The sequence below is a fragment of the Amycolatopsis granulosa genome, assembly GCF_011758745.1.
Lineage (GTDB): Bacteria > Actinomycetota > Actinomycetes > Mycobacteriales > Pseudonocardiaceae > Amycolatopsis_E > Amycolatopsis_E granulosa.
In genome coordinates this window covers 38,900-64,409 of sequence record NZ_JAANOV010000001.1, presented here as the reverse complement: position 1 = coordinate 64,409, position 25,510 = coordinate 38,900, and the positions used below count along the sequence as shown (strand labels likewise).

Below are 25,510 nucleotides of genomic sequence, written 5' to 3'. Positions count from 1 at the left end.
GCGGGAACGGTAACCCCCGCCGCGCGGCGGCGGGAAAGACGCAGGTCACATTCAGCTGTGATCCATCCTGTGGAACACGATCTCCCGCACGAGCAACAGCACCGCGGCGGCCACCGGGATCGCGACCAGCGCGCCGACGATCCCCAGCAGCACCCCGCCGAGCACCACCGCGACGACGGTGACCAGCGCCGGCACCCGCACGAACCGCCCGATGATCTTCGGCGTCAGGAGGTAGTCCTCGGCGAACCGGTAGGCGACGAAGAACCCGACCGTGGCCCAGCACACCGGCCACGACACGCTCAGCGCGGCCAGGCTGATCACGACGCCCGCGATGATCGAACCGATCACCGGGATCAGGTCGAGCACGGCGAGCAGCAGCGCCAGCAGCACCGGGTACGGGATGCCGAAGATCGTGAACCAGATGAAGCCGAGCACCCCGGCGACGACCGAGATGACCACGTTGCCGAGCACGTACGCGCCGACCTTCGTGAAGATCTCGTCGCCGAGGAGGATCGCCCGCGGGCGCCGGGTGTGCGGCACGAAGCGGTAGAGCGTGGCGCGCAGCCGCGGGAAGTCGGCGAGGAAGTAGATCGTCAGCACGAACACGATCAGCGTGTCGGTCAAGGTGCCCAGCACCGCGCGGCCGCTGCCGAGGAGCCCGTTGATCAGGGACGGGTCGGGGTTGCGGAACGTGCTCTGGAGCCGTTGCTGGAGCTGGAACCGGTCGCTGACCTGGCCGAGCCACGAGCTGCGATCGCTCAGCCGCGCCAGGTACTGCGGGGCCTGGTGGATGAACCGGCCGGCCTGGTCGACCAGCGGCGGGATCAGCGCGGCGAAGAAGCCGGCGGCCAGGCCGAGACCGCCGAGCACGATGATCGCGACGGCCAGCGGCCGCGGCAGGCCGCGGCGCACGAGCCAGGCCGCCACGGGCTCCAGTCCGATCGCGACGAACAACGCGACGCCGATCAGCAGCAGGGTGCTGCTCGCGATGAGGAGAAACCACACGCCGCCGGCGGTGACGGCGGCTCCGGCGGCGGCGGCCATGCCGACGAAGAACGGCGAGCGCCTGTTCACCGGCCTGCCGTGCGGGCCCAGCGGGTGATCCGCGCTGCTGATCCGCTCGGCGAGTGCCTCGGCGTCGGCGACCGGGCCCGGGACCGCGTCCCGGCGCTGCCCGACGAGCTCGTCCGATCCGCCCGCACCCGCTGCTGAGGCCGCCACGCCGGGCGAATAGCCCGGGAAGCGCGTGGTGAAACCGGGCTGGCGCCACCGGTGATTGACATCTAACATGTCAATGTGGAACGAGTGCGGCGGACCCTCCTGCGCGAGACCGCGCACCAGGTGATCCGGGATGCGATCGTGCGCGGCGATCTCGCCCCCGGCAGCGTGGTGCGCGACGCCGACCTGGCCGAGGAGCTGGGCCTGTCCCGGGCACCGGTGCGTGACGCGCTGGCCCGGCTGGCCGACGAGGGCCTGATCGAGACCAAGCCGCAGAGCCACACTCGCGTCACTCCCCTGCTCTCCCGCGACGTACGCGACGCGGCCGCGGTGGTCCGGGCGATGCACGAACTGGCCGCGCGCACCGCGGTCCCCCTGCTGACCGGCGCCGACTGCGCGGCGATGGCGGCGGCCAACGACCGCTTCGCCACCGCCGCCCGTGCCGGGGACGTCGACACCGCCCTGCGCGCGGACGACGAACTGCACGACGTCCTCGTCCGGGCCTGCGGCAACCGCGCGGTGGCCGCGACCATCGACCGCTACACCCCGCTGATCCGGCGGCTGGAGCGACTGCGGTTCAGCGCCGCAGCCGGGCAGCAGTCGGTCGAGCTGCACGACCGCCTGATCGCCGCCTGCCGGGCACGCGACGCGGCCGCGGCCACCGCCGTCACCACCGAGATCTGGCGGGAGCTGGAAGACCTCGCCGACTGACCCCGCGAGTTCCGCGCTCACGAGCCCGGACTCCCGCACCGGAATGGAGCCGCCATGTCCCTCGAATCGTTCGCGCGCCATCCCCTGCTGTTCGGCCCCTCGCCGGTGCACCGGCTGGACCGGCTGACCGCGCACCTCGGCGGCGCCGGGATCTGGGCCAAGCGCGAGGACTGCAACTCCGGCATCGCCTTCGGCGGCAACAAGACCCGCAAGCTGGAGTACCTCGTCGCGGACGCACTCGCGCAGGGCTGCGACACGCTGGTGTCGATCGGCGGTGTGCAGTCCAACCACACCCGCCAGGTCGCCGCGGTCGCGGCGCGGACCGGACTCAAGTGCGTGCTGGTGCAGGAGAGCTGGGTCGACTGGCCGGACGCCGTCTACGACAAGGTCGGCAACATCCTGATCAGCCGGCTGGCGGGCGCCGAGGTGCGGTTGGTGCGGGCCGGGTTCGGCATCGGGGTGAAGGAGAGCTGGGAGCAGGCGCTGGCGGAGATCCGCGAGCGCGGCGGCAAGCCGTACGCCATCCCGGCCGGCGCGTCCGACCACCCGCTCGGCGGGCTCGGCTTCGCGCGGTGGGCCGCCGAGGTGGCCGAGCAGGAGCGCGAGCTGGGCGTGCACTTCGACACGATCATCGTCTGCTCGGTGACCGGTTCCACGCAGGCCGGGATGATCGCCGGATTCGCCGCGCTGGGCGAGGACCGCCCGCGGCGCGTCCTGGGCATCGACGGCTCCGCCGAGCCGGCGGCGACCCGCGACCAGATCGCCCGCATCGCACGGCACACCGCGTCACTGCTCGGCGTCGAGCAGGAGTTGGCGGTCGAGCTGGACGAGCGCTACCACGCGGGCACCTACGGCATCCCGGACGAGCGGACCGTGGACGCGATGCGTGTCGCCGCGCGCACCGAGGGCATGATCACCGACCCGGTGTACGAGGGCAAGTCGATGGCCGGGCTCATCGACCTGGTGTCCCGCCGGGAGATCCCGGCGGAGGCGACGGTGCTCTACGCGCACCTCGGCGGCCAGCCCGCGCTCAACGGCTACAGCGCGCTGTTCAGCTGACCCGGACCGGCCAACCCACCGCCCACGGCGGCCAACACGATGCCCGCAGCGGCAAACACGCCAAACCCGGCGTGTTCGCCGCTCGTGGCGGTGTGTTCGCCGGGAGCGGCGGATTGTTTACCGCTGGTGGCGGGTGGGGGTGGGTCAGTGCTCGGTGCGGAAGGCGGCGTCGAAGGCGGACGCGGGCTTGTCCCACAGCAGGCCGCGGACGAAGCGCACCGCCTCCTCCGCGCCGCGCAGCCGGTCCATGCCGGCGTCCTCCCACTCCACCGAGACCGGTCCGGCGTAGCCGATCGCGTTCAGCGCGCGGAAACTTTCCTCCCACGGCACGTCGCCGTGGCCGGTGGACACGAAATCCCAGCCGCGCCGCGGATCGGCCCACGGCAGGTGCGACCCGAGCCGCCCGTTGCGGCCGTCGAACCGCTTCTTGGTGTCCTTGCAGTCCACGTGGTAGATGCGGTCGGCGAAGTCGAGGATGAACCCGACCGGGTCCAGGTCCTGCCAGACGAAGTGCGACGGGTCCCAGTTCAGCCCGAACGCCGGCCGGTGCCCCACGGCCTCCAGGGCGCGTTTCGTCGTCCAGAAGTCGTAGGCGATCTCCGACGGGTGCACCTCGTGCGCGAACCGGACACCCGCCTCGTCGAACACATCCAGGATCGGGTTCCACCGCGCCGCGAAGTCGGCGTAGCCGTCGTCGATGACCTCCTGCGGCACCGGCGGGAACATCGCCACGTACTTCCAGATCTTCGACCCGGTGAAGCCGACCACGGTGTTCACCCCGAGCTTCGCCGCGGCGCGCGCGGTGTCCGCCATCTCCGCGGCCGCCCGCCGCCGCACACCCTCCGGCTCCCCGTCGCCCCAGACGTGGGCGGGCAGGATGTTGCGGTGCCGCTCGTCGATCGGGTCGTCGCACACCGCCTGCCCGACCAGGTGGTTCGAAATGGCCCACACCTTCAAGCCGTAGGAGGACAGGATCTTGTGCCGCCCCGCGACGTAGTCGTCGTCGGCGAGCGCGCGGCCGACCTCGAAGTGGTCGCCGCTGCACGCGATCTCCAGCCCGTCGTAACCCCACTGCGCCGCGAGCCGGCACACCTCCTCGAACGGCAGGTCGGCCCACTGGCCGGTGAACAACGTGACCGGACGGCTCATCGCCGGCTCCCTTCCCTCGCCTTGAGTCCTTGCACGCTCAGCAGCAGGTCCCGCACCTCGGTCGCGGCCAGCCGCTCCCGCTCCGGCACCCCTGCCTCACCGCACAGCAGCACCGGCCCGTCCGCCGGCGAGTCCGGCAGGCGGCCGTGCGAGCCGCGCACCGGCGCCGGATCGAGCGGCACCACGTTCATCGCGTACCGCAGCCCGGCCCGCTTGCGCACCAGGTTCAGCCCGGCCTTCAGTTTGACCAGCCGATCGGCCGGGTCGAAGAACAGCTCCGCCGGGTCGTAGCCGGGTTTGCGGTGGATCTCCACGCCCCGCGCGAAGTCCGGGGCGCGGTCGTCGTCGAGCCAGTAGTAGTAGGTGAACCACGCGTCCGGCTCCGCGGTCACCACGAACTCGCCCGCCCGCGCGTGGTCTATCCCGTACCGCGCCTGGGCGGTCCTGTCCAGCACCTCGTCCACACCGGACAGTCCGGCCAGCAGGCCGCGCACCCGCGGGAGATCGGCGGGGTCGGCGACGTAGACGTGGGCAACCTGGTGGTCGGCGACGGCGAAGGCCCGCGATGTCCACGTGTCCAGGTACTCCATGCCGTCCTGGGTGTGGACCTCGAGCAGCCCCGCGCGGCGCAACAGCCGGTTGACGTCGACCGGCCGGTGCGCGCTGGTGATGCCGTACTCGCTCAGCGCCACCACGGCCACCCCGTCGGCGCAGGCCTGTTCCAGCAGTGGAGCGACGGACGCGTCGACCGCGCGTGCCGCCGCCAGTGCCTGCGGCGAGTCCGGGCCGAACCGCTGCAGGTCGTAGTCCAGGTGCGGCAGGTAGGCCAGGGTCAGATCGGGCCGGTCGGCGCGCAGGATGGCCGACGTGGCGCCGACGATCCAGTCGGTCGAGGCGATCGACGCGGTCGGGCCCCAGTACTGGAACAGCGGGAACTCACCCAGCCGTGCGGTGAGCCGGTCGTGCAGCTGCGGCGGCCGGGTGTAGCAGTCCGGCGCCTTCTTCCCGTCCGCGTAGTAGATCGGCCGGGGGGTGACGGTGAGGTCCGTGGTGGCGCCCATCGCGTACCACCAGCACACGTTGGCCGCGCGGTACCCGGGGTGCGCGGCGCGCGCGCTCTCCCACAGCTTCTCGCCCTCGACGAGCCGGTTGTGCTGGCGCCACAGGAAGACCTCGCCGAGTTCGCGGAAGTACCAGCCGTTGCCGACGATGCCGTGCCCCGCGGGCATCCGCCCGGTCAGGAACGTGGACTGGACGCTGCAGGTCACCGCGGGCAGCACGGTGTCCAGCTGCGCCTGCCAGCCCTGCCGCCCCAGCCGCGCCACGTTCGGCATGTGGTCGAGCAGCCGGGGGGTCATGCCGACGATGTCGAGCACCAGGAGTGGTTTCATGCCTGCTCCACCAATCCCGCGGCGAACGCCAGCTCCGCCGCGATCCCGCCGACGAGGTCGTGCCGGTGCGCTTCGGGCAGCACCGTCCAGGTGTAGGTCTCCACTTCCCGGTGCACCGCCCGGTCCGGGAGCACGGCGAGCGCGGCCGCGAGCACCCCGGTGGTCGAGGACAGCGGCGCCGCGGGCCGGGCGTGCAGCGGCACGTGGAAGTGCACGCGCCACGGACCCTCCCCCGGCAGGTGCGTGAACGCCTCACCCAGGTCGTCGGCGGCGCGCACGCTGCCGCCGGCCAGCTCGCGCGTCTGGTGCAGGTAACGCGGCTCGTCGAACGCGGCGAGCGCCTCCCGCGCGGCCGGGTCCCGCGGATCGGGCACGTGCAGCGCGGCCGACAGCTGGACCTTGACCACGTCCAGCCCGGCCGCGGTGATCTCGGCGACCGCCCCGGCCGGGTCGGCGAAGGACACCGCGAGGTGGCAGGTGTCCAGGCACACTCCGACGTGCTGCGGATCGACGCGTCCGGCGAGCCAGGTCACCGCGTCGTGCACGGTGTCCAGGACGCAGCCCGGCTCCGGTTCGACGGCGAGCCGGATGGTCCGGTCCTGGGCCCGCAGCCCGGCGGTGACCTCGTCGAGCAGCCGGGCGGCGGCCGCGTCGTCCCCGGGTGTCCACGGCTCGCGCCAGCCCAGCGGCAGCGTCGAGATGCTGCCGTACGCCACCTCGGCGGGCAGCAGCGCGGACAGCACGGTCGCGCAGTCCAGTGTGTACGCCGCCCGCGCCCGGTCCGTCCATCGTGGATCGTAGACCTGGTGCTTGACCACCCGGTCGTGGAAGCCGCCGTACGGGAAGGCGTTGAGTGTCACCACCTCCAGGCCGCGCGCGTCGAGTTCGGCCCGCAACCGCTTGCGCTCGGCCGGGTCGGCGGCCAGCGCCGACGCCACGCCCGCGGCCAGCCACAGTCCGAGCCCGAGCCGGTCCGCGCCGAGCCGTTCCCGCACCGGCAGGGCGAAGGCGTCGAGCTGGGCGAGGACCCCGGGCAGGTCCTCGGCCGGGTGGACGTTGGTGCAGTAGGACAGCGGTGTCACGCGACCGCCTCGTCCCGGCCGCCGCGCAGCACCGAGTTGCCCGCGAACGTCTCCTTCGCCGCGGCGAAGGAGGGCAGCTCGTCGAGCACCAGCCGCCCGCTCTGCCCGTAGAAGGCCACCGGGTTGGCCCACAGCACCCGGTCCACATCGGACTCGGTGAACCCGCCGTCCAGCATCGCCAAGCCGGTCTTGCGCACCTTCAGCGGGTCGGAGCGGCCCCAGTCGGCGGCGGAGTTGACCAGCATCCGCTCGGTGCCGTACTCGCGCAGGATCGCCACCATGCGCTGCTCGTCCATCTTGGTGTCCGGGTAGATGGAAAAGCCCATCCAGCACCCGGACTCCTCGACCAGTCCGACGGTGACCTCGTTGAGGTGGTCGACCACAACCCGCTCCGGCGGGACGCCGGACTCGGCCACCACGGCCAGCGTGCGCCTGGTGCCCGCCAGCTTGTCCCGGTGCGGGGTGTGCACCAGGACCGGCAGGTCGTGCTCCTTCGCCAGTTCCAGCTGCCGGGCGAAGGCGGCGTCCTCGGCCGGGGTCATCGAGTCGTAGCCGACCTCGCCGACCGCGACCACACCGTCCTTGGCGAGGTAGCGCGGCAGCACGTCGAGCACCGGGGTGCAGCGCGGGTCGTTGGCCTCCTTCGGGTTGAGCGCGATCGTGCAGTGGTGGCGGATGCCGAACTGGGCGGCGCGGAACCGTTCCCAGCCGATCAGCCCGTCGAAGTAGTCGGTGAACGAGGACACCCCGGTGCGGGGCTGGCCGAGCCAGAACGCGGGTTCGACCAGCGCCCGCACGCCGGCGGCGTACATGGCCTCGTAGTCGTCGGTGGTGCGGGAGGTCATGTGGATGTGCGGATCGAACAGGCGCATCAGCGGGCCCCTTCCAGGAGGCGGAGGGCGTCGGCGGGGACCGCGCGCCCGGCGGCCCGGCGCTCCCCGGCGTAGTCGGTGATCATGCGGCGCAGCTCGTCGTCGGCCCGCCGGTCCAGCTCGGCGACCGCGGCCACCGGGATCCCGGTGAACAGGCACTTGAGCACCCCGTGGCGCCAGCCGTGCTGGTCCAGGTGCCGGGCGGCGAACGGGCCGAGCGCGGCCGCGATCAGGCCGGTGTCGTTGCTGCGCAGGGCGTCCCGGACGAGGGCGAGGCCGGTGGCCGGCGCCCGGTCACCCACCGCGGACAGCGCACGCAGCACGCCGCGCCGTTCGGCGCCGTCGCCGTAGCGGTAGAGGTCGGCCAGCTCGGTGGCGAACTCCGCCGCGGGCAGTACCGTGGCGAGCGTTTCCAGCAGCCGGGTGCGGGCGAGGTCGTCGGCCGTGCCGTGGACCAGGCCGTCCGGATCGGAGTGCGGGTGCAGCGGTGCCCGCCCGGCGTGCCGGCCGGCCGCCGGGAACAGCGTGCGGATCGCGCCCGGGTCGGCCGCCACCCGGCGTTGCGCGGGCCCGAGCCAGGACTGGTCCAGCCGCGCGGCACGCAGCGCGGTCAGGGCGGTGCGGGCGACCTGCGGCGCGGCGTGGCCATGCCGCGGCAGCTCGACGGCGGCGACGCCGCGGTAGCCGATCTCGTCCAGCGCGGCGAGGGTGGCCGGCAGGTCCAGCTCCCCGTCGCCGAACTCGAGGTGCTCGTGCACGCCCGGCCGCATGTCGTCGAGTTGCACGTTGACCAGCAGCCCGCCGGCCCGCCGGAGGCAGGTGGCCGCATCGACCTCCTCGACCGCGACGCAGTGCCCGACGTCCAGGGTGATCCCGAGCGGCTCGGGCTCGCCGAGCTCGGTGCGCAGCCGCAGCGCGTCCGACAGCGTTTCGACCAGCATGCCCGGTTCGGGCTCCAGGCCGAGCCGCACGCCGCGCCGGTCCGCCTCGGCCAGCACCGCGGGCATCCGTTCGCGCAGCCGCCGCCAGGCCGTGTCGTGGTCCACAGTGGACACGCCGGACCAGAACGACACGCAGTCCGCGCCCAGCCCCCCGGCGACCCGGATGGCCCGGGCCAGGAAGTCCAGCCGCTTGTCCGCGTCCTCGCTGACCAGCGTCGGTTCGTGCTTGTGCCACGGGTCGAGCAGGAACCGCGCGCCGGTCTCCACCACGCATCGCAGGCCGAGCGTGTCCAGCCGGGCCGCGAGCCGGTCCACGCACGCGGCCAGGTCGTGTGCGTACGGGTCGAGGTGCTGGTGGTCCAGGGTCAGCGCGACCGCGGTGTAGCCGAGGTCGGCGATGATCGCCAGCGCGTCGTCCAGCCGGTGGTTGGCGAAACCGTTGGTGCCGTAGCCGAGGTGGTATCCGCTCATGTCGGGCTCACTTTCCGGCCGAGCCGCCGGGCCAGCGGGAGCGCCAGCGCGACGAGGGCGGCTCCGCGGACACCTCCGCGCCGGGCCGCGAGCGCCGCCTGCAACGGCACCATGCCGTGGATGCCGGCAGCCGTCGCCGTCCGCACCACCGCCGCGGTCGGCGTCCGCACGGCCGCGTACTGCCTGGTTCCCACGCTCACCCCGTACCCGGCGGCCGCGGCCAGCGCGGCGGCGCGCTGCCCAGGGCGGCCGCCCCGGCCGGAGGCCGCCGTGGCGGCCGACACGGAGGTCAGCGCGAGGGCACCGGCCGCCCGCGCCGGGGACGCGCCGTGCACCTCGCCCGCCGACAACGCGGTCACCCCCAGCGTGTGCCCGCCGAGCACGGCCGCCGGCACCAGCGCACGGGACGCGGCGCGCCCGCCCGCGCCGAGCAGGACGTCCAGCGACCGGCACGCGGCCATCGCCACCGGCGCGAGCGGGGTCTTCTTCAGCACGGTGTCGTAGGCCCACACCGCCGCCGCGAGGGGCGCGGCGACCGTCAGGGCATCGCGGCCGCCGGCGAGCGCGGACAACACCAGGCCCGCCCCGGTCAGCCCGGCCGCCACGCCGAACGCCCGGGACGCGCCGATCCGCCCGGACGGGATCGGGCGCTCCGGCCGCTCCACCGCGTCCAGCCGCCGGTCCGCCCAGTCGTTGAGCGCCATGCCGGACCAGTAGAACGCGACCGACGCCAGCGGCAGCGCGAGCCGCCGCCCACGCAGCGGACGCCCGGCCGCCGCCGCGCCCGCCACGGTGTCGCCCAGGACGCTCAGCGCCGCCGGGGCCCGCACCAGCTGCACGTACGGGTTCACGCCGGCCGCCCCAGCGACGCCGCCCACGCGGCCAGGATCCGGGCCTGTTCGGCGAACCGGTGCTCGCCGGTGCCCACCGGGTCCTTGAAGAAGAACGCCAGTGGCGCCAGCGGCCCGGTCTCGCCCGCCCGGTGCGCGGCCGCGGTGAGCCGGGCCAGATCCAGCACCAGCGGCGCGGCCAGCGCCGAGTCGTAGCCGGTCCAGGTGAACTGCAGGGTCATCCGGGCGCCGAGGAACCCTTCGAAGGACACGTGGTCCCACGCGGTCTTCTGCTCGCCGAGGTCGGGCACGTGATCGATGTGCAGCGGCGCGGTCACGTCGTCGCCGAGCAGGGCGGCCAGGCCGCGGGCCTTGGACTCGAGCTTCCCGGCCGCCGTCGCCGGGTCGGCCAGCGTCGCGCCGTCCCCACCGCCGAGCAGGTTGGTCCCCGCCCACGAGCGCACCGTCAGGGCCCGTGCCGCGAACATCGGCGCGAGCACCGAGCGCAGCAGCGTCTCCCCGGTCTTGCCGTCCGACCCGGCATACGCCAGTCCCTGCCGCCGGGCGAACTCGACGAGCGCGGGCAGCCGGATGCCGGGGGACGGCGTGAAGTCCACGAACGGGCAACCCGCCGAGACCGCCGCGTAGGCCGCCAGCGAGCTGGACGGCAGGACCTCGCGGCCCGGCTCGTCCAGCGCCGCCACGAGCGCGTCGAGGTCGTGGTGCTCCGGAACGTCCGCGGCCGGCGGTTCGGTGGAGGCGACATTGACCACCACGACAGCCGACAACCCGTGCCGGGCGCGGAACTCCCGCAGATCGCCGGCCAGCCGCGCGGCGGTCCCGGCCTGCGTGCCCGCGGGAACGACCGGGCGCAGGTCCGCCTCGACCGCGCGCAGGCCGTCCCGGATCGCCGGCAGCAGGCCGGCCGGCAGCAGTCCGGCGGCGGTGAGCTGCTCGGCCTTCTTCTCCAGCGGCGTGTCCACCACGTCGTGCCCGCCGACGACGAGCTCGTCCCAGCCCGGCAGCACGCCCGGTGCGACGTCCAGCCGTTCGGTCACGCAGCCGTCCGGCGCGGCGAGGCGGGAGCGGATCGCGAGCAGTCCGCTGATCGCCGTCGTGGCCACGGAGCCCCGCGCGCCGATGAGCCACAATCCAGTACGGTCAGGCATCGATCACCCTTTCGGTCGACCTTGGTACGCCGACCCAGGACGTTCCGTTGCCGGCGCTGTCCTGCACCGCCTCCAGCACCCGCTGCACCTGCAGCCCGTCGGCGAACGACGGCTCCGGGTCGCGCCGCTCCCCGATCGCGGTCAGGAAATCGGCGATCTCGTGGGTGAAGGTGTGCTCGTACCCGAGCAGGTGCCCGGGCGGCCACCACGCACCCACGTACGGGTGCGCCGGCTCGGTCACCAGGATGCGGCGGAACCCGGCCTCGGCCGGATCGGCGTCACCGTCGTAGAAGGACAGCTCGTTCATCGACTCGAAGTCGAACGCCAGGCTGCCGCGCGACCCGTTGACCTCCACCCGCAGCGCGTTCTTGCGGCCCAGCGCGAACCGGGTGGCCTCGAAGGTGGCGACCGCCCCGCCGGTGAACCGGGCGAGGAACACCGTGACGTCGTCGACGTCGACCTCACCCAGCGCGCTGCCCGGCGCCGCACTCACCGGCCGCTGCCGCACGAACGTCTCGGTCATCGCCGACACCCCGGTGATGCGGTCACCCAGGATGAACTGGGCGGTGTCCACCGCGTGCGCGGCGATGTCCCCCAGCGCCCCGGACCCGGCCCGGTCCCGGCGCAGCCGCCACGTCATCGGTGTGGCCGGGTCGGCCAGCCAGTCCTGCAGGTAGGCGGCCCGGACCTGGCGGATCGTGCCCAGCCTGCCCTCGGCGACCAGCTTGCGCGCCAGCGCGATGGCCGGCACACGCCGGTAGTTGAAGCCGACCATGGCCCGCTGCCCGCGCAGCGCCGCCCGTTCCGCGGCCGCCGCCATCTCCTCGGCCTCGGCCACCGAATTGGCCAGCGGCTTCTCGCACAGCACGTGCTTGCCGGCCGCGAGCGCGGCGATGGCGATCTCGCAGTGCGAGTCCCCGGGCGTGCAGATGTCGACGATGCCCACGTCGTCGCGGGTGATCAGGGCCGCCCAGTCGGTCTCCACGTCCGGCCAGCCCTGCCGGGCGGCGGCGGCCTTCGTGCGTTCCGGGTCGCGGCCGCCGAGCACGGCCAGCCGCGGCACCAGCGGCACGTCGAAGAACCGGTGCACCGAGCGCCACGCGTGGGCGTGCACGGCGCCCATGAAGGCGTGCCCCACCATGCCGACGCCGATCACGGCGCCCGGGGTGGCCGCCGGGTCAGGAGTCGAAGGCGACATCGGCATAGGAATCGACGTTCTCCTTGGTCACCACGGCCGAGTAGGTCGTGACGGTCGCGGGGATCTCGTGCTCGGCGAGGTCGCCGATGCCCTTGCCCTGGCCGAGCAGCCGGGCCAGGGCGATCGCCGAGGACGCCATCGACGGGCTGTAGAGCACGGTGGCCTTGATGACGCTGCTGTCGGCCTTGACCAGGTCCATCATGTTGCGCGACCCGGCGCCGCCGACCAGGAAGAACTCCGACCGGCGGGCGCTGTCGACCGCTGCGAGGACGCCGATGCCCTGGTCGTCGTCGTGGTTCCACAACGCGTCCAGCCTGCTCGCCGACTGCAGCAGGTTCGCCGTCATCTGCTCGCCGCTCTCCGGGGTGAACTGCGCCGAGACGCGCGGTCCGACGCGGAACCCGTTCTTGGCCAGCGCGTCCTTGAACCCCTGGCTGCGTTCCTGGGTCAGCGGCAGCGAGTCGATGCCGGCGACCTCGCCGATCACCGGGTTGCCCACGCCCTTGCGCTTCAGCTCCGCGGCGATGTAGTTGCCGGCGTTGACGCCCATCCGGTAGTTGTCGCCGCCGATCCAGGTGCGGTAGGCCAGTGGCGTGTCGAACACCCGGTCCACGTTGACCACCGGGATGCCGGCGTCCATCGCCTGCTGACCGGCCTGGGTGAGGGCCTTGCCGTCGAAGGGCAGGATCACCAGGACGTCGACCTTCTGGTTGATCAGGGTCTCGACCTGGGCGATCTGCTGGTTGACGTCGTTGGTGCCCTCGGTGGCGGTGAAGGTGACGTCGGAGAAGCGGCCGGCCTGGGCGCGGGCGTTCTTCGTCATCGCCGCCATCCAGCCGTGGTCGGCGGCCGGCGCGGAGAAGCCGATGGTGACGTGCTTGCCGGGCTGGGCGTTCTGGCCCGCGGTGCCGGCGACGGCCTGCGGCGCGGACTGCGGGGACTCGTTGGAGGTGCAGGCGGCCAGCAGGGCACCGGCGCCGACGGCCGCGCCACCGGTGAGGAAACGGCGGCGGGCGAGGGAGGATGGTCCGGGCATGGGAGCTCCAGGGGGTCGTCGGGGAAGCGGTCGGGACGTGGTCGGGAAACCTGGTCCTAAGTGGATCGCCGGGCGCGCCGCCTGGTGCGGAACTGCAGGAGCACGGCGAGGACGATGATGGCGCCCTTGGCGATGTTCTGGATGTCGGTGTCGAGGTTGTTGAGCGTGAAGATGTTGCCGAGCACGGTGAAGATCAGGACACCGATGAGCGTGCCGATCAGGGTGCCGCGCCCGCCGGAGAGCAGGGTGCCGCCGATGACCACCGCCGCGATCGCGTCCAGTTCGTAGTACAGCCCGTTGGTGGAGGCACCCGATGTGGTGCGCGCGACGACCATCAGCGCCGCGATGCCGCAGCACAGCCCGGCCACGCCGTAGACGAGCGCGGTGTGCCGCTTGACGTTGATGCCGGCCAGCCGCGCCGCCTCGGTGTTGCCGCCGACGGCGAACGTGCGTCGCCCGAACGTGGTGCGGTTGAGCAGGACCCAGCCCACCACGAACACCGCGGCGAACATCCAGATCAGCACCGGGATGCCGAGCAGGTCACCGCGGAAGAACGCGAGGAAACCGCTCTGGCGCACCACCTGCGTGTTGCGGCCGCTGATCCGCTCGGCGAGGCCGCGGGCGGAGGCGTACATCGCGAGTGTGGCGATGAACGGCACCACGCGGCCGTAGGCGACGAGCACCCCGTTGACCAGGCCGCAGCCCAGCCCGACCGCCAGCGCGCAGATCACCATCACCACCGGGCCGAACGACTGCGTCGCCAGCGTCGTGGCCCACACGCCGGACAGCGCGACGATCGACCCGACGGACAGGTCGATCCCGCCGCTGATGATCACGAACGTCATGCCGACGCTCACCACGCCGATCGCGGCGGCCAGCCGCAGCACGGTGGACAGGTTGCCCTCGGTGAAGAACGCGTCCGGCCGGGTCAGCCAGCCGACCACGCACAGCAGGACGAACACGCCGAACAGGCCGGCCAGCCGGGCGTCCAGCGGAAACCGCCCGCGCACGGGCCTGGCCGCCGGCGCCGCCCGGGGTGGCGGGGCCTGCGTGGCCTCGGGCAACACCGACGAGGAGTCCTTCGTCATGCCGCACTTCCCTCCATCACCAGATTCAGCACGTCTGCTTCGGTCAGCTCGTCGGCGGGCGCCTCGCGGACCACCCGGCCCTCCCGCAGCACGAGCACGCGGTCGGCGAGCCCGAGCACCTCGGGCATCTCGCTGGAGACCAGCACGATCCCGACCCCGGACGCGGCGAGCTCGCGGATCAGCCGGTACAGCTCGGCCCGCGCGCCCACGTCGACGCCGCGGGTCGGCTCGTCCAGCAGCAGGATCGAGCAGCCCCGCACGAGCCAGCGCGCCACCACCGCCTTCTGCTGGTTGCCGCCGGAGAGCGTGCCCACCGGACGGCGCGGGTCGGCCGGGCGCAGGTCCAGCTGCCGCAGCCGCTCAGCCGAGTCGCCGAGCTCACGGGCGCGGTCGGTGAAGCCGAACCGGCTGTAGGCGGGCAGACTGGCCAGCGTCACGTTGTGCGCCACCGACATCTCCAGCAGCAGCGCCTGGCTCTTGCGTTCCTCCGGCGCCAGGCCGATCCCGGCGGCCACGGCCGCGGGCACGTCACCCGGCTTGAGGCGTTTGCCGTCCACGTGCACGGTGCCCGCGTCGGGTTTGCGGGCACCGAAGACGGTCTCCAGCAGCTCGCTGCGACCGGCGCCGACAAGCCCGGCCACGCCGAGGATCTCGCCGCGCCGGAGGGTGAAGCCGACGTCTTCGAACTCGCCGTGCCGGGTCAGGTTCGCCACCCGCAGCAGCTCCGCGGAACTGTCCACCGTGGATACGAGTCGTTCCGGGTAGACGGTTTCCACGCGGCGGCCGGACATCAGCGACACCAGGTGGCCGGTGGTCACGCCGGCGACCTCGAGCCCGGCGGCGACGGTCGCGCCGTCCTTGAGGACGGTGACCCGGTGGCCGATCCGGCGGATTTCCTCCAGCCGGTGCGAGATGTAGACGACGGCGACCCCGGTGGCGGTGAGCTCGGCGACGATGCGGAACAGGTTGTCCACCTCGTCGGCGGCGAGCGCCGCGGTCGGCTCGTCCATCACGATCAGCCGGGCGTCGTGGGCCAGCGCGCGGGCCATCGACACCAGTTGCTGCCCGGCCGCGGACAGGTCGGCGACCTCGCGGTCGGGGTGGATCTCCGGGTGTCCCAGCCGGGCCAGCAGCTCGCTCGCCGCGGCACGCGCGTGCCGGTCACGGGTGAAACCGGCCTGGGCGGGCTCGTGGCCGAGGAAGATGTTGTCCGCCACGGACAGCGCGGGAATGAGGTCGAGCTCCTGGTACATGGTCGCGATGCCGCAGCGCAGCGCGGTGACCGGCGAGGACAGCGTGACGGGCTCGCGGCGCCAGCGGATCTCGCCCGCGTCCGGCTGATGCGCCCCGGCGAGCACCTTGATGAGCGTGGACTTGCCGGCACCGTTCTGGCCGAGCAGGCAGTGCACCTCCCCCGCCCGCACCGACAGCTCGACCCCGTCCAGCGCCCGGACACCCGGGAACGTCTTGACGATGCCGCGCATGGTCAGCAGGTCTTCGGTCATCACGCCTCCACGCTCACCGGGGCGCCGGCCGGGGCCTGCGCCGGGTCGTCCAGCAGGGGCCGGATCGCGGCCTGCGCCGCGCCGGTGCCGACCGCGGTGAACCCGAGCCGGGACGGCACGATCCGGAGCCCGCCCGCCTCGGCGGTCACCGAGCGGGCGGTGAGTTCGGCGCGGATCGGCTCGGCGAGCCAATCGCTCAGCGGCGCGAAGTAACCGCCGAGCACGACCATCCGCGGGTCGAGCAGATCGGCCAGCACCGCGATACCCAGGCCGAGCGCGGTGCCCAGCCCGGCGAGCGCGTCCAGGACGCCGCGGTCGCCCTGCTGGGCGCGCCGGCGCACGATGGAGGTGCGCTGCGCCAGGTCCAGGGCGGGGTCACGCACCAGGTCGCCGGGCGCGGCGAAGGCACGCAGCAGCGCACCGACGCCGACGGCGGTCTGCCAGCAGCCGCGACGACCGCAGGCGCACGGCCGTCCGGCCGGTCCGAGCGGCAGGTGCCCGGCCTCGCCGGCCCGGATCAGGTTGCCGCCGGCGATCAGGCCGGCGCCGACGCCGGGGCCGCCGAGCAGGAACACGACGTCGGGGCAGCCGCGGGCGCTACCCCGGTCGGTTTCGGCGACGGCGGCGAGGCCGGCGTCGTTGCCAACGACGATGCGCTCCGGCGGCAGGCCGGTGCGGGCGGCGAGGCCGTCGGCGAGGGCGACGTCGCGCCAGCCGAGCCCGGGCGCCACGCGGACCGTGCCGGCACCGACGAGGCCGGGCACCGCGACGGCGATCCCGGCCACCGTGCCCGCACCGCTCCCGCCGTCCACTTCGGACATCGCGGCGGTGACGAGGGCGGCGAGTTCGTCGAGGGTGCGCTCGGGGCCGAGGGCACGCACGTCGGCGGCGGTGCGGCGCCGGGTGGTGGCGGTGCCGGAGAGGTCTAGGAGGGTGCTGCCGACGTGGCCGGCGTCCAGTTCCAGGCCGAGGCCCCAGGTGCCGCGCGGGCGCAGCTCCACCAGCTGACCGGGCCGGCCCTGCCCGCCCTCGTGGCGCCCGCCGGACTGGACCAGTGCGCGGGCCTCCAGTTCGGCGACGAGGTTGGAGACCGTCGCCTTGCTCAGCCCGCTCCGGGTCGACAGCTGCGCCCGGGACTGCGCACCGTGGCGGCGCAGGAGCCGGACGAGCAGGGCGAGGTTCGCCCGGCGGACACCGGCGCGGTCGGGCGGCCGGTCGAGGAGAGGGGGCACCGCGGAGCTCCACTTCGTCGGGAAACTGACCGGATCTCAGTGCTCGTGACTACCGGCCTACTCTGACCGGCTGAGTACTTCTGCCACAATCCGGCAAAAGGAGTAACAGTCAGATCGTTACTTATGAACCAGATTGCCGAAAGTGTGCTCGACGCCGGACGAGCTTCAGGCCCGAATCCGTCCGCAGTTCGTGCCACCCTGCGGGCATGACCACACCACGACCGTTCCGCGTCGCCGTGCCGCAGGCCGACCTCGACGAGCTCAACGCGCGGCTGGCGCGCACCCGCTGGCCCGACGAGCTGCCCGGCGCAGGCTGGGCCTACGGCGTGCCCAAGGACTACCTGAGGGACCTCGCCGGCTACTGGCGGACCGGGTACGACTGGCGCTGCCACGAGGCCCGGCTGAACCGGATCCCGCAGTTCACCACGACGATCGACGGCCAGACGGTGCACTTCCTGCACGCGCGCTCCCCCGAGCCGGACGCGACGCCGCTGATCATCACGCACGGCTGGCCCAGCACCGTGTACGACCTGCTGGACATCCTGGGCCCGCTGACCGATCCGCGCGCGCACGGCGGGGACCCGGCGGACGCCTTCCACGTGGTGGCGCCGTCGGTGCCGGGGTTCGCGTTCTCCGGCCCGACCCGCGAGCCCGGCTGGGGCGTGCGCCGCACCGCCAGCGCCTGGGCGGAGCTGATGCGACGGCTGGGCTACCGGCGCTACGGCGCCCAGGGCGGCGACTTCGGCAGCATCGTGTCCCCGGAACTCGCCCGGATCGCGCCCGAGGACGTGCTCGGCGTGCACGTCAACGCGCTGGCGAACGCCGCGACCCCGATCGATCCCGCGGAGCTGGACGCCCTGAACGCGGCGGAGCGGGAACGGGCCCGCGACAACCAGCGGTGGTGGTACGGCCACTCCGGCTACGCCACCCAGATGTCGACGCGGCCGCAGACGCTCGCCTACGCGCTGAACGACTCCCCGGCCGGGCAACTCGCCTGGAACCTGGAGTGGTTCGCCGACTGGGACCCCGGCCACAGCGAGCAGACCCCGGTCGAGCGGGACGCCATCCTCACCGACGTGACGATCTTCTGGCTGACCGGCACCGCGGGCTCGGCCGCCCGGCTCTACTACGAGGCGGTCCCGGAGGCGTGGGGCCGCCGCCCCGCGCGCTCACCCGTGCCGACCGCCGTGGCGAACTTCCCGGGCGACCGGGCGATCCGCGGTCTCGCGGAACTGTCCAACACGGTCACGCGGTGGACGAACCATCCCCGGGGCGGGCACTTCGCCTCGTTGCAGGCCCCGGACCTCCTGGTCACCGACATCCGGGAGTTCTTCCGGACGCTCAGGCCGGCCCGCTGACCATGTGCTCCCCGGCAGACCGTGCCGGAACCACATCCGCCGGCCGTCCGGGTGATCCCGGCCGGCGCGTGGCGCACCGGACAGGAGCGCGCCCACCGCGCTGGTGAGCAGCGGCGCACGAACTTTGTTCCGCGAAATGCGAAACTCTGGACACTTTCGACGGAAGCTGCCTACGTTGACCGGCGCACGTGGCAAGGGGGTCGGTTCCCACTCGCTCGAAGGAGAAACCCGTGTCCCACTCGTCGTTCAACCGCCGCGGTTTCCTGCGCACCGCGGCCGGGGCGACCGTCGCGGTCAGCGCCGTGGCGCTCGCCGGGTCGCTGCCCGCCGCCGCCGGCCAGGGTCGTCTCGTCCCGCAGAACCAGATCGGCATCCAGCTCTACAGCGTCCGCGACAAGGTCTCCCAGCTCGGTTTCCGCGCCGTGTTCGAGGAGCTGTCCCGCATCGGCTACCGGGAGATCGAGTTCGCCGGCTACACCCAGAGCACCTCGATCCTCGGCAGGCAGATCACGGTGCCCGAGATCGCCCAGCTGCTGAAGGACTTCGGCCTCAAGGCGGTCGGCAGCCACGTCGGGCTCGGCAACTTCCGCACCAACCTCCAGGGCGAACTGGACAACGCCGAGATCCTCGGGCTCGAGCACATCGGCACCGCCAACGCCCCCAGCAATGTGAACACTGTGGACGGTTACCGGGCGGCGGCCGAGGAGTTCAACCGGATCGGCGCCGCCGCCGCCGCTCGTGGCCTGAAGTTCTACCAGCACAACCACGCCGGCGAGTTCGCCTTCGCCACCGACCGCCCGGACGTGCGCCTCTACGACGTGTTCTTCGACCACACCGACCCGGACCTGGTCTACCTGGAGATGGACGTGTACTGGGCCTACGTCGGCCGGTACCGCTTCCCCGGCTTCGACCCGGCCGACTACATCACCCGCGCCCCGCACCGCTACCCGTTGCTGCACCTCAAGGACGGCGACGAGAACCCGGCCAACCCCAACGGCTACGACATCGTCGAGTTCGGCGCGGGCGACCTGCCCTACAGCCAGTTCCTGCGCCGGGTCCACGGCCGCGGCCGCTACCACGGCATCTGGGAGCAGGACACCGCCCCCAGCACCCAGCCCAGCCCGCCCGGCTCGTTCGGCGCGGCACTGCGCAGCTACCAGGCGCTCACCGAGCTCCGCGGCTGATCTCCCTCCCCGTCCTCCCCGTCGAAATCCCCATCGGAGTGATCTCGCGATGCACCCTGCCCTGAGACGGTTGATCACCGCCGCGGCGGTGACGGCCCTGGCGGTGCTCGGCCTCGCCGCGCCCGCCTCGGCCCACGACGAAGACCCCGCCCTGCATTGGGACAACTACGAAAAGGTCACGCTCACCAAGAACGTGGGCGAGCCCATCGACCTGGCCGTGCTGCCGGAGGGCCGGGTCCTGCACACCGCCCGCAGCGGCGAGCTGCGGCTGACCGACCCGAAGACCGGCGTCACCAAGGTCGTCAACACCATCCCCGTCTACCAGAACTCGGAAATGGGCCTGCAGACGGTGACCCTGGACCCCGGCTTCGCCGAGAACCACTGGGTCTACCTGTACTACTCCCCCAAGCTGAACACCCCGGCCGGCTCCGCGCCGAACACGCTGCCCGCCGGTGCGGACGACTCGTACTGGAAGCAGTGGGAGGGCTACGACGTCCTGTCCCGGTTCAAGTGGACCGGCGACGCACTGGACCTGAGCACCGAACAGGAGATCATCCGCGTCACGACCAACCGCGGCCAGTGCTGCCACGAGGCCGGTGACGTCGACTTCGACGCGCAGGGCAACCTGTACCTGGCGACCGGCGGCAACACCCCCGCCTCCGGCCCGAACGTCAACGGCTACACGCCGATCAACGACGCGCCCGGCTACAACCCCGGCCTCGACGAGCGCCGCGGCTCCGGCAACACCAACGACCTGCGCGGCAAGATCCTGCGCATCCACGTCAACGACGACGGCAGCTACACGATCCCCGACGGCAACCTGTTCGCCCCCGGTACGCCGCTGACGCGCCCGGAGATCTTCGTGATGGGCCTGCGCAACCCGTTCCGGATGACCGTGGACAAGGTGACCGGCGCGGTGATGTGGGGCGACTACGGACCCGACGCCGGCACCGCCGACCCCAACCGCGGCCCGATGGGCTATGTCGAGTGGCAGAGCACGACGAAGCCGATGAACTCGGGCTGGCCGTACTGCACGGCCGACAACTCCCAGCCCTACCGGGACTTCGACTTCGCCACGCTCACCCCCGGCCCGGCGTTCGACTGCGCCGCACCGGTCAACGACTCGCGGTGGAACACCGGTCTGCGCACCCTGCCGCCGGCCACCCCCGCCACGCTCTGGTACGGCGACCGCGACAGCGACCAGCCGTGGCCCGAGCTCACCGCGTTCCGCTCCAGCAGCGGCCAGGCCCCGATGGCCGGCCCGGTCTACCACTACGACGCGAACAACCCGTCGCCGACGAAGTTCCCGCCGTACTGGGACGGCAAGGCGTTCTTCGGCGAATTCTCCCAGGACTACGTCGCCGCGTTCACGCTGTCCGGCCCGGACGGCCCGGTGACGAAGCTGGAGAACTTCCTGCCCAACAAGGATCTGTCCACTCTGGGCCAGCCGATCTGGGACAACCCGATGGACCTGGAGTTCGGTCCGGACGGTTCGCTCTACGTGCTGGAGTACGGCGACGGCTTCTTCCGGCAGAACCCCGACGCCGGGCTGTACCGGATCGACTTCGCCCCCGGCGACAAGAGCCCGACCGCGCGGATGACGGCGACCCCGTCCTCCGGGCAGGCCCCGCTGACGGTGTCCTTCGACGCCACCGCATCGAGCGACCCCGAAGGCGGCGCGCTGACCTACGAGTGGGACTTCGACGGGGACGGCACGTTCGACGCCACCGGGCCGCGGGCGAGCCACACCTACACCGGCAACGGCCAGGTCGAGGCCCGGCTGCGGGTCACCGACCCGGCCGGCAAGCACGGCCTGACCTCGCAGCAGGTGACCATCGGCAACACCGCGCCGACGGTCACGCTGGCCGCGCCGGTCAACGGCGGGTTCTTCGACTGGGGTGACGCGATCCCCTACGCGGTGACGGTGACCGACCCCGAGGACGGCGGCACCCCGGTGTGCAGCCGGGTGGCGTGGGCGTTCGGCCTCGGGCACAACCAGCACGGGCACCCTGTCAACAGCGGCACCGGTTGTGCCGGTGCGGTGGCCACCCCGACCGACGCCGGGCACGGGGCGACCGAGAACGTCTTCGGTGTGCTCAACGTGACCTACACCGACAACGGTGCGAACGGGGTTCCGGGCGCGACCGGTGAGGCGCAGGCGATCCTCAACCCGAAGCTCATGCAGGGCGAGCACGCCGACGCCAGCAGCGGCGTGACGATCACCGACGACGCGACCGCGTCCGGGCTGCGCTCGGTCACCGGCTTCGATCCCGGCGACTGGCTGGCCTACGACCCGGTCAACTTCGCCGGCATCACCGGCGTGCAGACCAAGGCGCACGGCGCCGGGCGACTGCAGCTGCGGTGGAACGCTGCCGACGCGGCGCCGTTCGCGACGATCGACGTGCCCGCCGGGGACGGCTGGCAGACGGTGACCACACCACTGTCCGGGCTGCCCACCGGTGCCGGGAAGCTGTTCGTCACCTCCGGCGGCGGGGTCGACGTGGACGCCTTCACCTTCCAGGGGGCCGGCGTCGCGGACAAGACACCGCCCACGGTGACGGCCGCGCTGACGCCGTCCACCCCGTCCGGTGCGAACGGCTGGTACACCGGCAACGTCACCCTGACCGTGTCCGCCACGGACAACGGCACGGTGTCGAGCCGGCAGTACTCGCTGAACAACGGCGCGACGTGGGCCAGCGCGGCCAATCCGGTGACGTTGTCGGCCGAGGGCACGACCACCGTGCTGTACCGGGCGACCGACAGCGCCGGCAACGTGTCCGCACCGGGCAGCCTGACCGTCAAGATCGACAAGACGGCACCGGCGGTGACGGTCGGCGGGGTGACCGAGGGCCAGCACCTCGGCGACTCCGCCGCACCGGCCCCGGTGATCACCGCGACCGACCGGGCGTCCGGAGTGGCCACCACCGTGGCCACAGTGGACGGTCAGCCGGTCACCCCGGGCACGCCGGTGGAGCTGTGGCGGTTGCCGCTGGGCACGCACCAGCTGTCGGTGACGGTCACCGACCAGGCCGGGCTCACCACGACCAAGGTCGTGAGCTTCACGACCGGCACGTCGTTCGGTGACCTGCGGACGCTCGTCGACCGCTTCGCCGATGCCGGGTGGGTGACCAGGGTGGGCGCGATGCAGCTGCACAACGCGCTCGACCAGGCCCAGAAGCACGCCGACGCCGGACGGATCAACGCCGCCCGGGACGCGCTGCAGAACTTCGCAGCGGTCACCGGGGACGGCACGAAGGTCCGGGACGCGCTCGCCGCGGGGACACTGCGCCGGGACGCCACCGCCCTGTCGGGGTCGCTGACGTCCTGATCCGCCGCACACGAGGGCCACTCCCGGGGCATGGGCGCCGGGAGTGGCCCTCTGGCAGGATCAGCATCCATGCGGATCCGCTTGGTCCTCGCGGGCGTCGCGGCCGGCGCACTGCTCGCCGCCTGCTTCGCCCCCGCCGACGACCCGGCACAGCCCGGCGCGACGGCCGGTGCCCGCCCGGCCGGTCCGCCCGCCGGTCCCGGGTTCAGCGTCGTGGCGACCGGGGACGTGCTGATCCACCCGGCGCTGACCGACCAGGCCACCGCCGACGGTGGCGGCCGGCGGGACTACCGGCAATTGCTGGCCGGGATCCGGGACACCGTCAGCGCCGCCGACCTGGCGATCTGTCACCTGGAGACCCCGCTCGCGCCCGCGGCGGGCCCGTTCCGGGGCTACCCCGAGTTCAGCGCCCCACCGGAGATCGCGGGAGCGCTCGCCGCCACCGGCTACGACGACTGCTCGACCGCGTCGAACCACACCCTCGACCAGGGCGGCGACGGCGTGAACCGGACGCTGGACGACCTGGACCAGGCCGGCATCCGGCACACCGGGTCGGCCCGCACCCAGCAGGAGGCCCGCACCCCGCTGGTGCTCGACGTGCACGGGGTGAAGGTGGGGCACGTGTCCTACACGTTCGGGTTCAACGGCAGGAAACCGCCCACCGAGTGGGTGTCGAACACGCTCGACGCGGACGCCGTGCTGGCCGGGGCGCGGGCCGCCCGCGCGGCGGGGGCGCAGGTCGTCATCGCCAGCCTGCACTGGGGCACCGAATACCAGCACGCGCCGACGGCCGACCAGCAGCGCATCGCACAGCGGGTGCTGGCCGACCCGGCCGTCGACCTGATCATCGGCCACCACGCGCACGTGGTGCAGCCGATCGAGAAGATCGCGGGCAAGTGGGTCGCCTACGGGCTGGGCAACTCGATCGCCCGGCACTCCGAACCGCACGGGGACACCGAGGAGGGCCTGATCGGCAGGTTCCACTTCACCCGCAGCGGTCCGGGGTGGACGGTCGACCGGGCCGAGTACGTGCCGACCGTGCTCGACCTCGGGCCGCCGATCCGGCTGCGCACCACCGGCGACCCGGCGCTGAACCCCGCCCGCGCCGCGCAGGCGCTCGCCCGGACCGATGAGGTGGTCCTCAGCCGCGGCGCGGCGGCACAGGGCCTCACCCGCGGCTGACCGCCGCCGACTCCCCCGGATGCCCGGTCACGCCGGCTCGGCCTCCCGGTGCGGCGCCGGGCGCGCTTCGCCCGAGCCGGTACCGACCGGCAGCACCGCGCCGCCCTCGGCCAGGTACGCGCCGAGGTTCGCCGCGTAGCCGGTCACCATCGCCCGCCGCTGCACCGCGCTGGACGCCGCGTACTCGAACGCGGTCGTGCCCAGCGGCCGCACGTAGGCGCGCATCAGGCGGTAGAACCCGGTGCGCGACTCGTGGGCCGGCCCGAGCGGGTCCGGGTCCGCGCCGGAAAACGCGCCCGGTGAGAACGCCAGCCCGTGCGCCCGCGCCCGCTCCACCATCCAGTTCAGACTGATGTCGGCGAGCGCCCGGTCCGGATAGCCACCGCCGACATCGGAGTGCACACCGGAGAACCACACCTGTTCGACCCGCTGGCCGGCCGTGCCGGGGCGGGGGTGCCACAGCGCCGGCCGGAACGGCGGCCGCCGCTCGTCGATGGCCAGCGCCTGGAAGGCGGCGTCCACGCTCGAGCTCAGCTCGGTGTCGTGGAACTGCCAGCGCCGGTTCACGAGGTTGACCAGCCGCAGCCCGGACAGCGGGATGCCCAGGGCACCGACCGTGTCCCACACGCCGAGGAAGCGGATCCGGGTCTCCCGGGAGCGGGACCGGCGGAACAGTTCCGCCGCGGCGGACCGCGGGTGCGTCGCCGATCCGCGCGCGCGGTACAGCGCGTACGCCTCGCCGATCCGGTCCTCGTGCTCGGGGCGCAGGATGCCGCAGTTGCGCAGCAGACCGGCGAGGCTGCGCGCGGTGTAGGCGCCCCGGCTGAACCCGACCAGGAACAGCTCGTCCCCCGGGCGGTAGGTCCGCACCAGGAACCGGTAGGCATCGCGCACCGCGCGGGACAGCCCGAACCCGAACGCCCCGCCCCACAGCCGTTCGCCGGGCCGGGTCCCGACACCGGGGTGGTAGTAGACGCGTTGCTCGTGCCCGGCACCGTCCACCGGCGCGACACCCAGCGCGAACCGGGACACGTTGGTGGGCGCCGGCTGGTCCGGCGTGTTCCAGGTCCCGTCGCAGCAGATCACCAGGCGCTTGGTCATGCCACCTCTCCCCTCGACGCCAGTTCAGTCGCGGACCGGGCGCCCGCGGTTACCGGTGGCCGGGTGTGAACGGCGCCGTGATCGGGTACCTCCCGCGACGTGACAGCCCGCGACGACGAACCACTGGACCTGGGTGCGACGGAGCTGTCCGCCGCCGAGGAGCATCGCATCCGCGCCGAGCACGATCTCGACCGGCCACGGGTGTTCGACGAGCGCAACGCGGTGGACGACCGCGCGGAGACGCGGTCGACGTTGCTGCCCGAGGAGGAGCACGCCGGCAGCGCCGACCCCGAGGCGCAGGCCCGCGAGGTCCTGCGCGACTCGGACCTGCGCACGGAGGTCCCGGAGTCGGCGCCCGACACGATGATCGAGCGCCGCCGCCCGGAGGACACCGCCTGACTCCCC

Annotated in this window: 21 protein-coding genes; 7 read left to right on the top strand and 14 right to left on the bottom strand. The window is 73.1% G+C overall.

Annotation, left to right across the window (positions count from 1 at the left end):
• Window positions 1–51: 51 nt before the first annotated feature.
• Complete coding sequence (locus tag FHX45_RS00255; RefSeq protein ID WP_341771286.1) at window positions 52–1,221, bottom strand: AI-2E family transporter; 1,170 nt, start codon at window positions 1,219–1,221, stop codon at window positions 52–54.
• A gap of 84 nt (window positions 1,222–1,305) precedes the next feature.
• Between FHX45_RS00255 and FHX45_RS00250 the strand changes: the two genes are divergently transcribed.
• A complete protein-coding gene (locus FHX45_RS00250) occupies window positions 1,306–1,929 on the top strand; it encodes a GntR family transcriptional regulator (RefSeq protein ID WP_341771635.1) in 624 nt (207 codons plus the stop codon).
• Window positions 1,930–1,983: 54 nt separating this feature from the next.
• Window positions 1,984–2,988, top strand: coding sequence for a 1-aminocyclopropane-1-carboxylate deaminase (locus FHX45_RS00245; RefSeq protein ID WP_167095893.1), 1,005 nt, complete (start codon window positions 1,984–1,986; stop codon window positions 2,986–2,988).
• 144 nt (window positions 2,989–3,132) lie between these two features.
• Here the strand turns inward: FHX45_RS00245 and FHX45_RS00240 are convergent, their stop codons facing one another.
• From FHX45_RS00240 to FHX45_RS00185, 12 genes are read right to left on the bottom strand one after another with little or no spacing between them, the layout of a single operon-like run.
• Window positions 3,133–4,137, bottom strand: a complete 1,005-nt coding sequence (locus tag FHX45_RS00240) for a sugar phosphate isomerase/epimerase family protein (protein WP_167095891.1) — start codon at window positions 4,135–4,137, stop codon at window positions 3,133–3,135.
• Entirely contained in the window at window positions 4,134–5,528 is a 1,395-nt protein-coding gene (locus FHX45_RS00235; protein WP_167095889.1) for an alkaline phosphatase family protein, read from the bottom strand. The genes FHX45_RS00240 and FHX45_RS00235 overlap by 4 nt, the downstream gene beginning before the upstream one ends.
• Window positions 5,525–6,610, bottom strand: coding sequence for a metabolite traffic protein EboE (gene eboE, locus FHX45_RS00230; protein WP_167095887.1), 1,086 nt, complete (start codon window positions 6,608–6,610; stop codon window positions 5,525–5,527). Before eboE ends, FHX45_RS00235 begins: the two co-directional genes overlap by 4 nt.
• Entirely contained in the window at window positions 6,607–7,482 is an 876-nt protein-coding gene (locus FHX45_RS00225; RefSeq protein WP_167095885.1) for a TatD family hydrolase, read from the bottom strand. Before FHX45_RS00225 ends, eboE begins: the two co-directional genes overlap by 4 nt.
• Entirely contained in the window at window positions 7,482–8,894 is a 1,413-nt protein-coding gene (locus FHX45_RS00220; RefSeq protein ID WP_167095883.1) for an EboA domain-containing protein, read from the bottom strand. Before FHX45_RS00220 ends, FHX45_RS00225 begins: the two co-directional genes overlap by 1 nt.
• Complete coding sequence (locus tag FHX45_RS00215; protein ID WP_167108125.1) at window positions 8,891–9,745, bottom strand: SCO3242 family prenyltransferase; 855 nt, start codon at window positions 9,743–9,745, stop codon at window positions 8,891–8,893. Before FHX45_RS00215 ends, FHX45_RS00220 begins: the two co-directional genes overlap by 4 nt.
• Window positions 9,742–10,893, bottom strand: coding sequence for an inositol-3-phosphate synthase (locus FHX45_RS00210; protein ID WP_167095881.1), 1,152 nt, complete (start codon window positions 10,891–10,893; stop codon window positions 9,742–9,744). The genes FHX45_RS00215 and FHX45_RS00210 overlap by 4 nt, the downstream gene beginning before the upstream one ends.
• Window positions 10,886–12,091 carry a Gfo/Idh/MocA family protein gene (locus FHX45_RS00205; RefSeq protein ID WP_167095879.1) on the bottom strand — a complete coding sequence of 402 codons (1,206 nt, stop codon included), beginning with the start codon at window positions 12,089–12,091 and terminating at the stop codon, window positions 10,886–10,888. Before FHX45_RS00205 ends, FHX45_RS00210 begins: the two co-directional genes overlap by 8 nt.
• Window positions 12,072–13,127, bottom strand: a complete 1,056-nt coding sequence (locus FHX45_RS00200; protein WP_167095877.1) for a substrate-binding domain-containing protein — start codon at window positions 13,125–13,127, stop codon at window positions 12,072–12,074. The genes FHX45_RS00205 and FHX45_RS00200 overlap by 20 nt, the downstream gene beginning before the upstream one ends.
• A gap of 56 nt (window positions 13,128–13,183) precedes the next feature.
• A complete protein-coding gene (locus FHX45_RS00195) occupies window positions 13,184–14,215 on the bottom strand; it encodes an ABC transporter permease (RefSeq protein ID WP_167095875.1) in 1,032 nt (343 codons plus the stop codon).
• Window positions 14,212–15,720, bottom strand: coding sequence for a sugar ABC transporter ATP-binding protein (locus FHX45_RS00190; protein ID WP_167095873.1), 1,509 nt, complete (start codon window positions 15,718–15,720; stop codon window positions 14,212–14,214). Before FHX45_RS00190 ends, FHX45_RS00195 begins: the two co-directional genes overlap by 4 nt.
• The gene (locus FHX45_RS00185) at window positions 15,720–16,952 is read right to left on the bottom strand and encodes an ROK family protein (RefSeq protein ID WP_167095871.1); all 1,233 of its coding nucleotides are present in this window, start codon (window positions 16,950–16,952) and stop codon (window positions 15,720–15,722) included. Before FHX45_RS00185 ends, FHX45_RS00190 begins: the two co-directional genes overlap by 1 nt.
• Before the next feature lie 206 nt (window positions 16,953–17,158).
• Between FHX45_RS00185 and FHX45_RS00180 the strand changes: the two genes are divergently transcribed.
• The 4 genes from FHX45_RS00180 (at window position 17,159) to FHX45_RS00165 (ending at window position 24,004) form a co-directional block, all read left to right on the top strand.
• The gene (locus tag FHX45_RS00180) at window positions 17,159–18,310 is read left to right on the top strand and encodes an epoxide hydrolase family protein (protein ID WP_167095869.1); all 1,152 of its coding nucleotides are present in this window, start codon (window positions 17,159–17,161) and stop codon (window positions 18,308–18,310) included.
• A 230-nt stretch (window positions 18,311–18,540) separates the two neighbouring features.
• Entirely contained in the window at window positions 18,541–19,494 is a 954-nt protein-coding gene (locus FHX45_RS00175) for a TIM barrel protein (RefSeq protein WP_167095867.1), read from the top strand.
• A 49-nt stretch (window positions 19,495–19,543) separates the two neighbouring features.
• Window positions 19,544–22,822 (top strand): PQQ-dependent sugar dehydrogenase, encoded by a 3,279-nt coding sequence (locus FHX45_RS00170; protein WP_167095864.1) that lies wholly within the window; start codon window positions 19,544–19,546, stop codon window positions 22,820–22,822.
• A 69-nt stretch (window positions 22,823–22,891) separates the two neighbouring features.
• Window positions 22,892–24,004, top strand: coding sequence for a CapA family protein (locus FHX45_RS00165; protein WP_167095862.1), 1,113 nt, complete (start codon window positions 22,892–22,894; stop codon window positions 24,002–24,004).
• A gap of 27 nt (window positions 24,005–24,031) precedes the next feature.
• Here the strand turns inward: FHX45_RS00165 and FHX45_RS00160 are convergent, their stop codons facing one another.
• Entirely contained in the window at window positions 24,032–25,105 is a 1,074-nt protein-coding gene (locus tag FHX45_RS00160; protein ID WP_167095860.1) for a DUF2235 domain-containing protein, read from the bottom strand.
• A gap of 99 nt (window positions 25,106–25,204) precedes the next feature.
• Between FHX45_RS00160 and FHX45_RS00155 the strand changes: the two genes are divergently transcribed.
• Window positions 25,205–25,504 carry a hypothetical protein gene (locus FHX45_RS00155; protein ID WP_167095858.1) on the top strand — a complete coding sequence of 100 codons (300 nt, stop codon included), beginning with the start codon at window positions 25,205–25,207 and terminating at the stop codon, window positions 25,502–25,504.
• Window positions 25,505–25,510 lie beyond the last annotated feature (6 nt).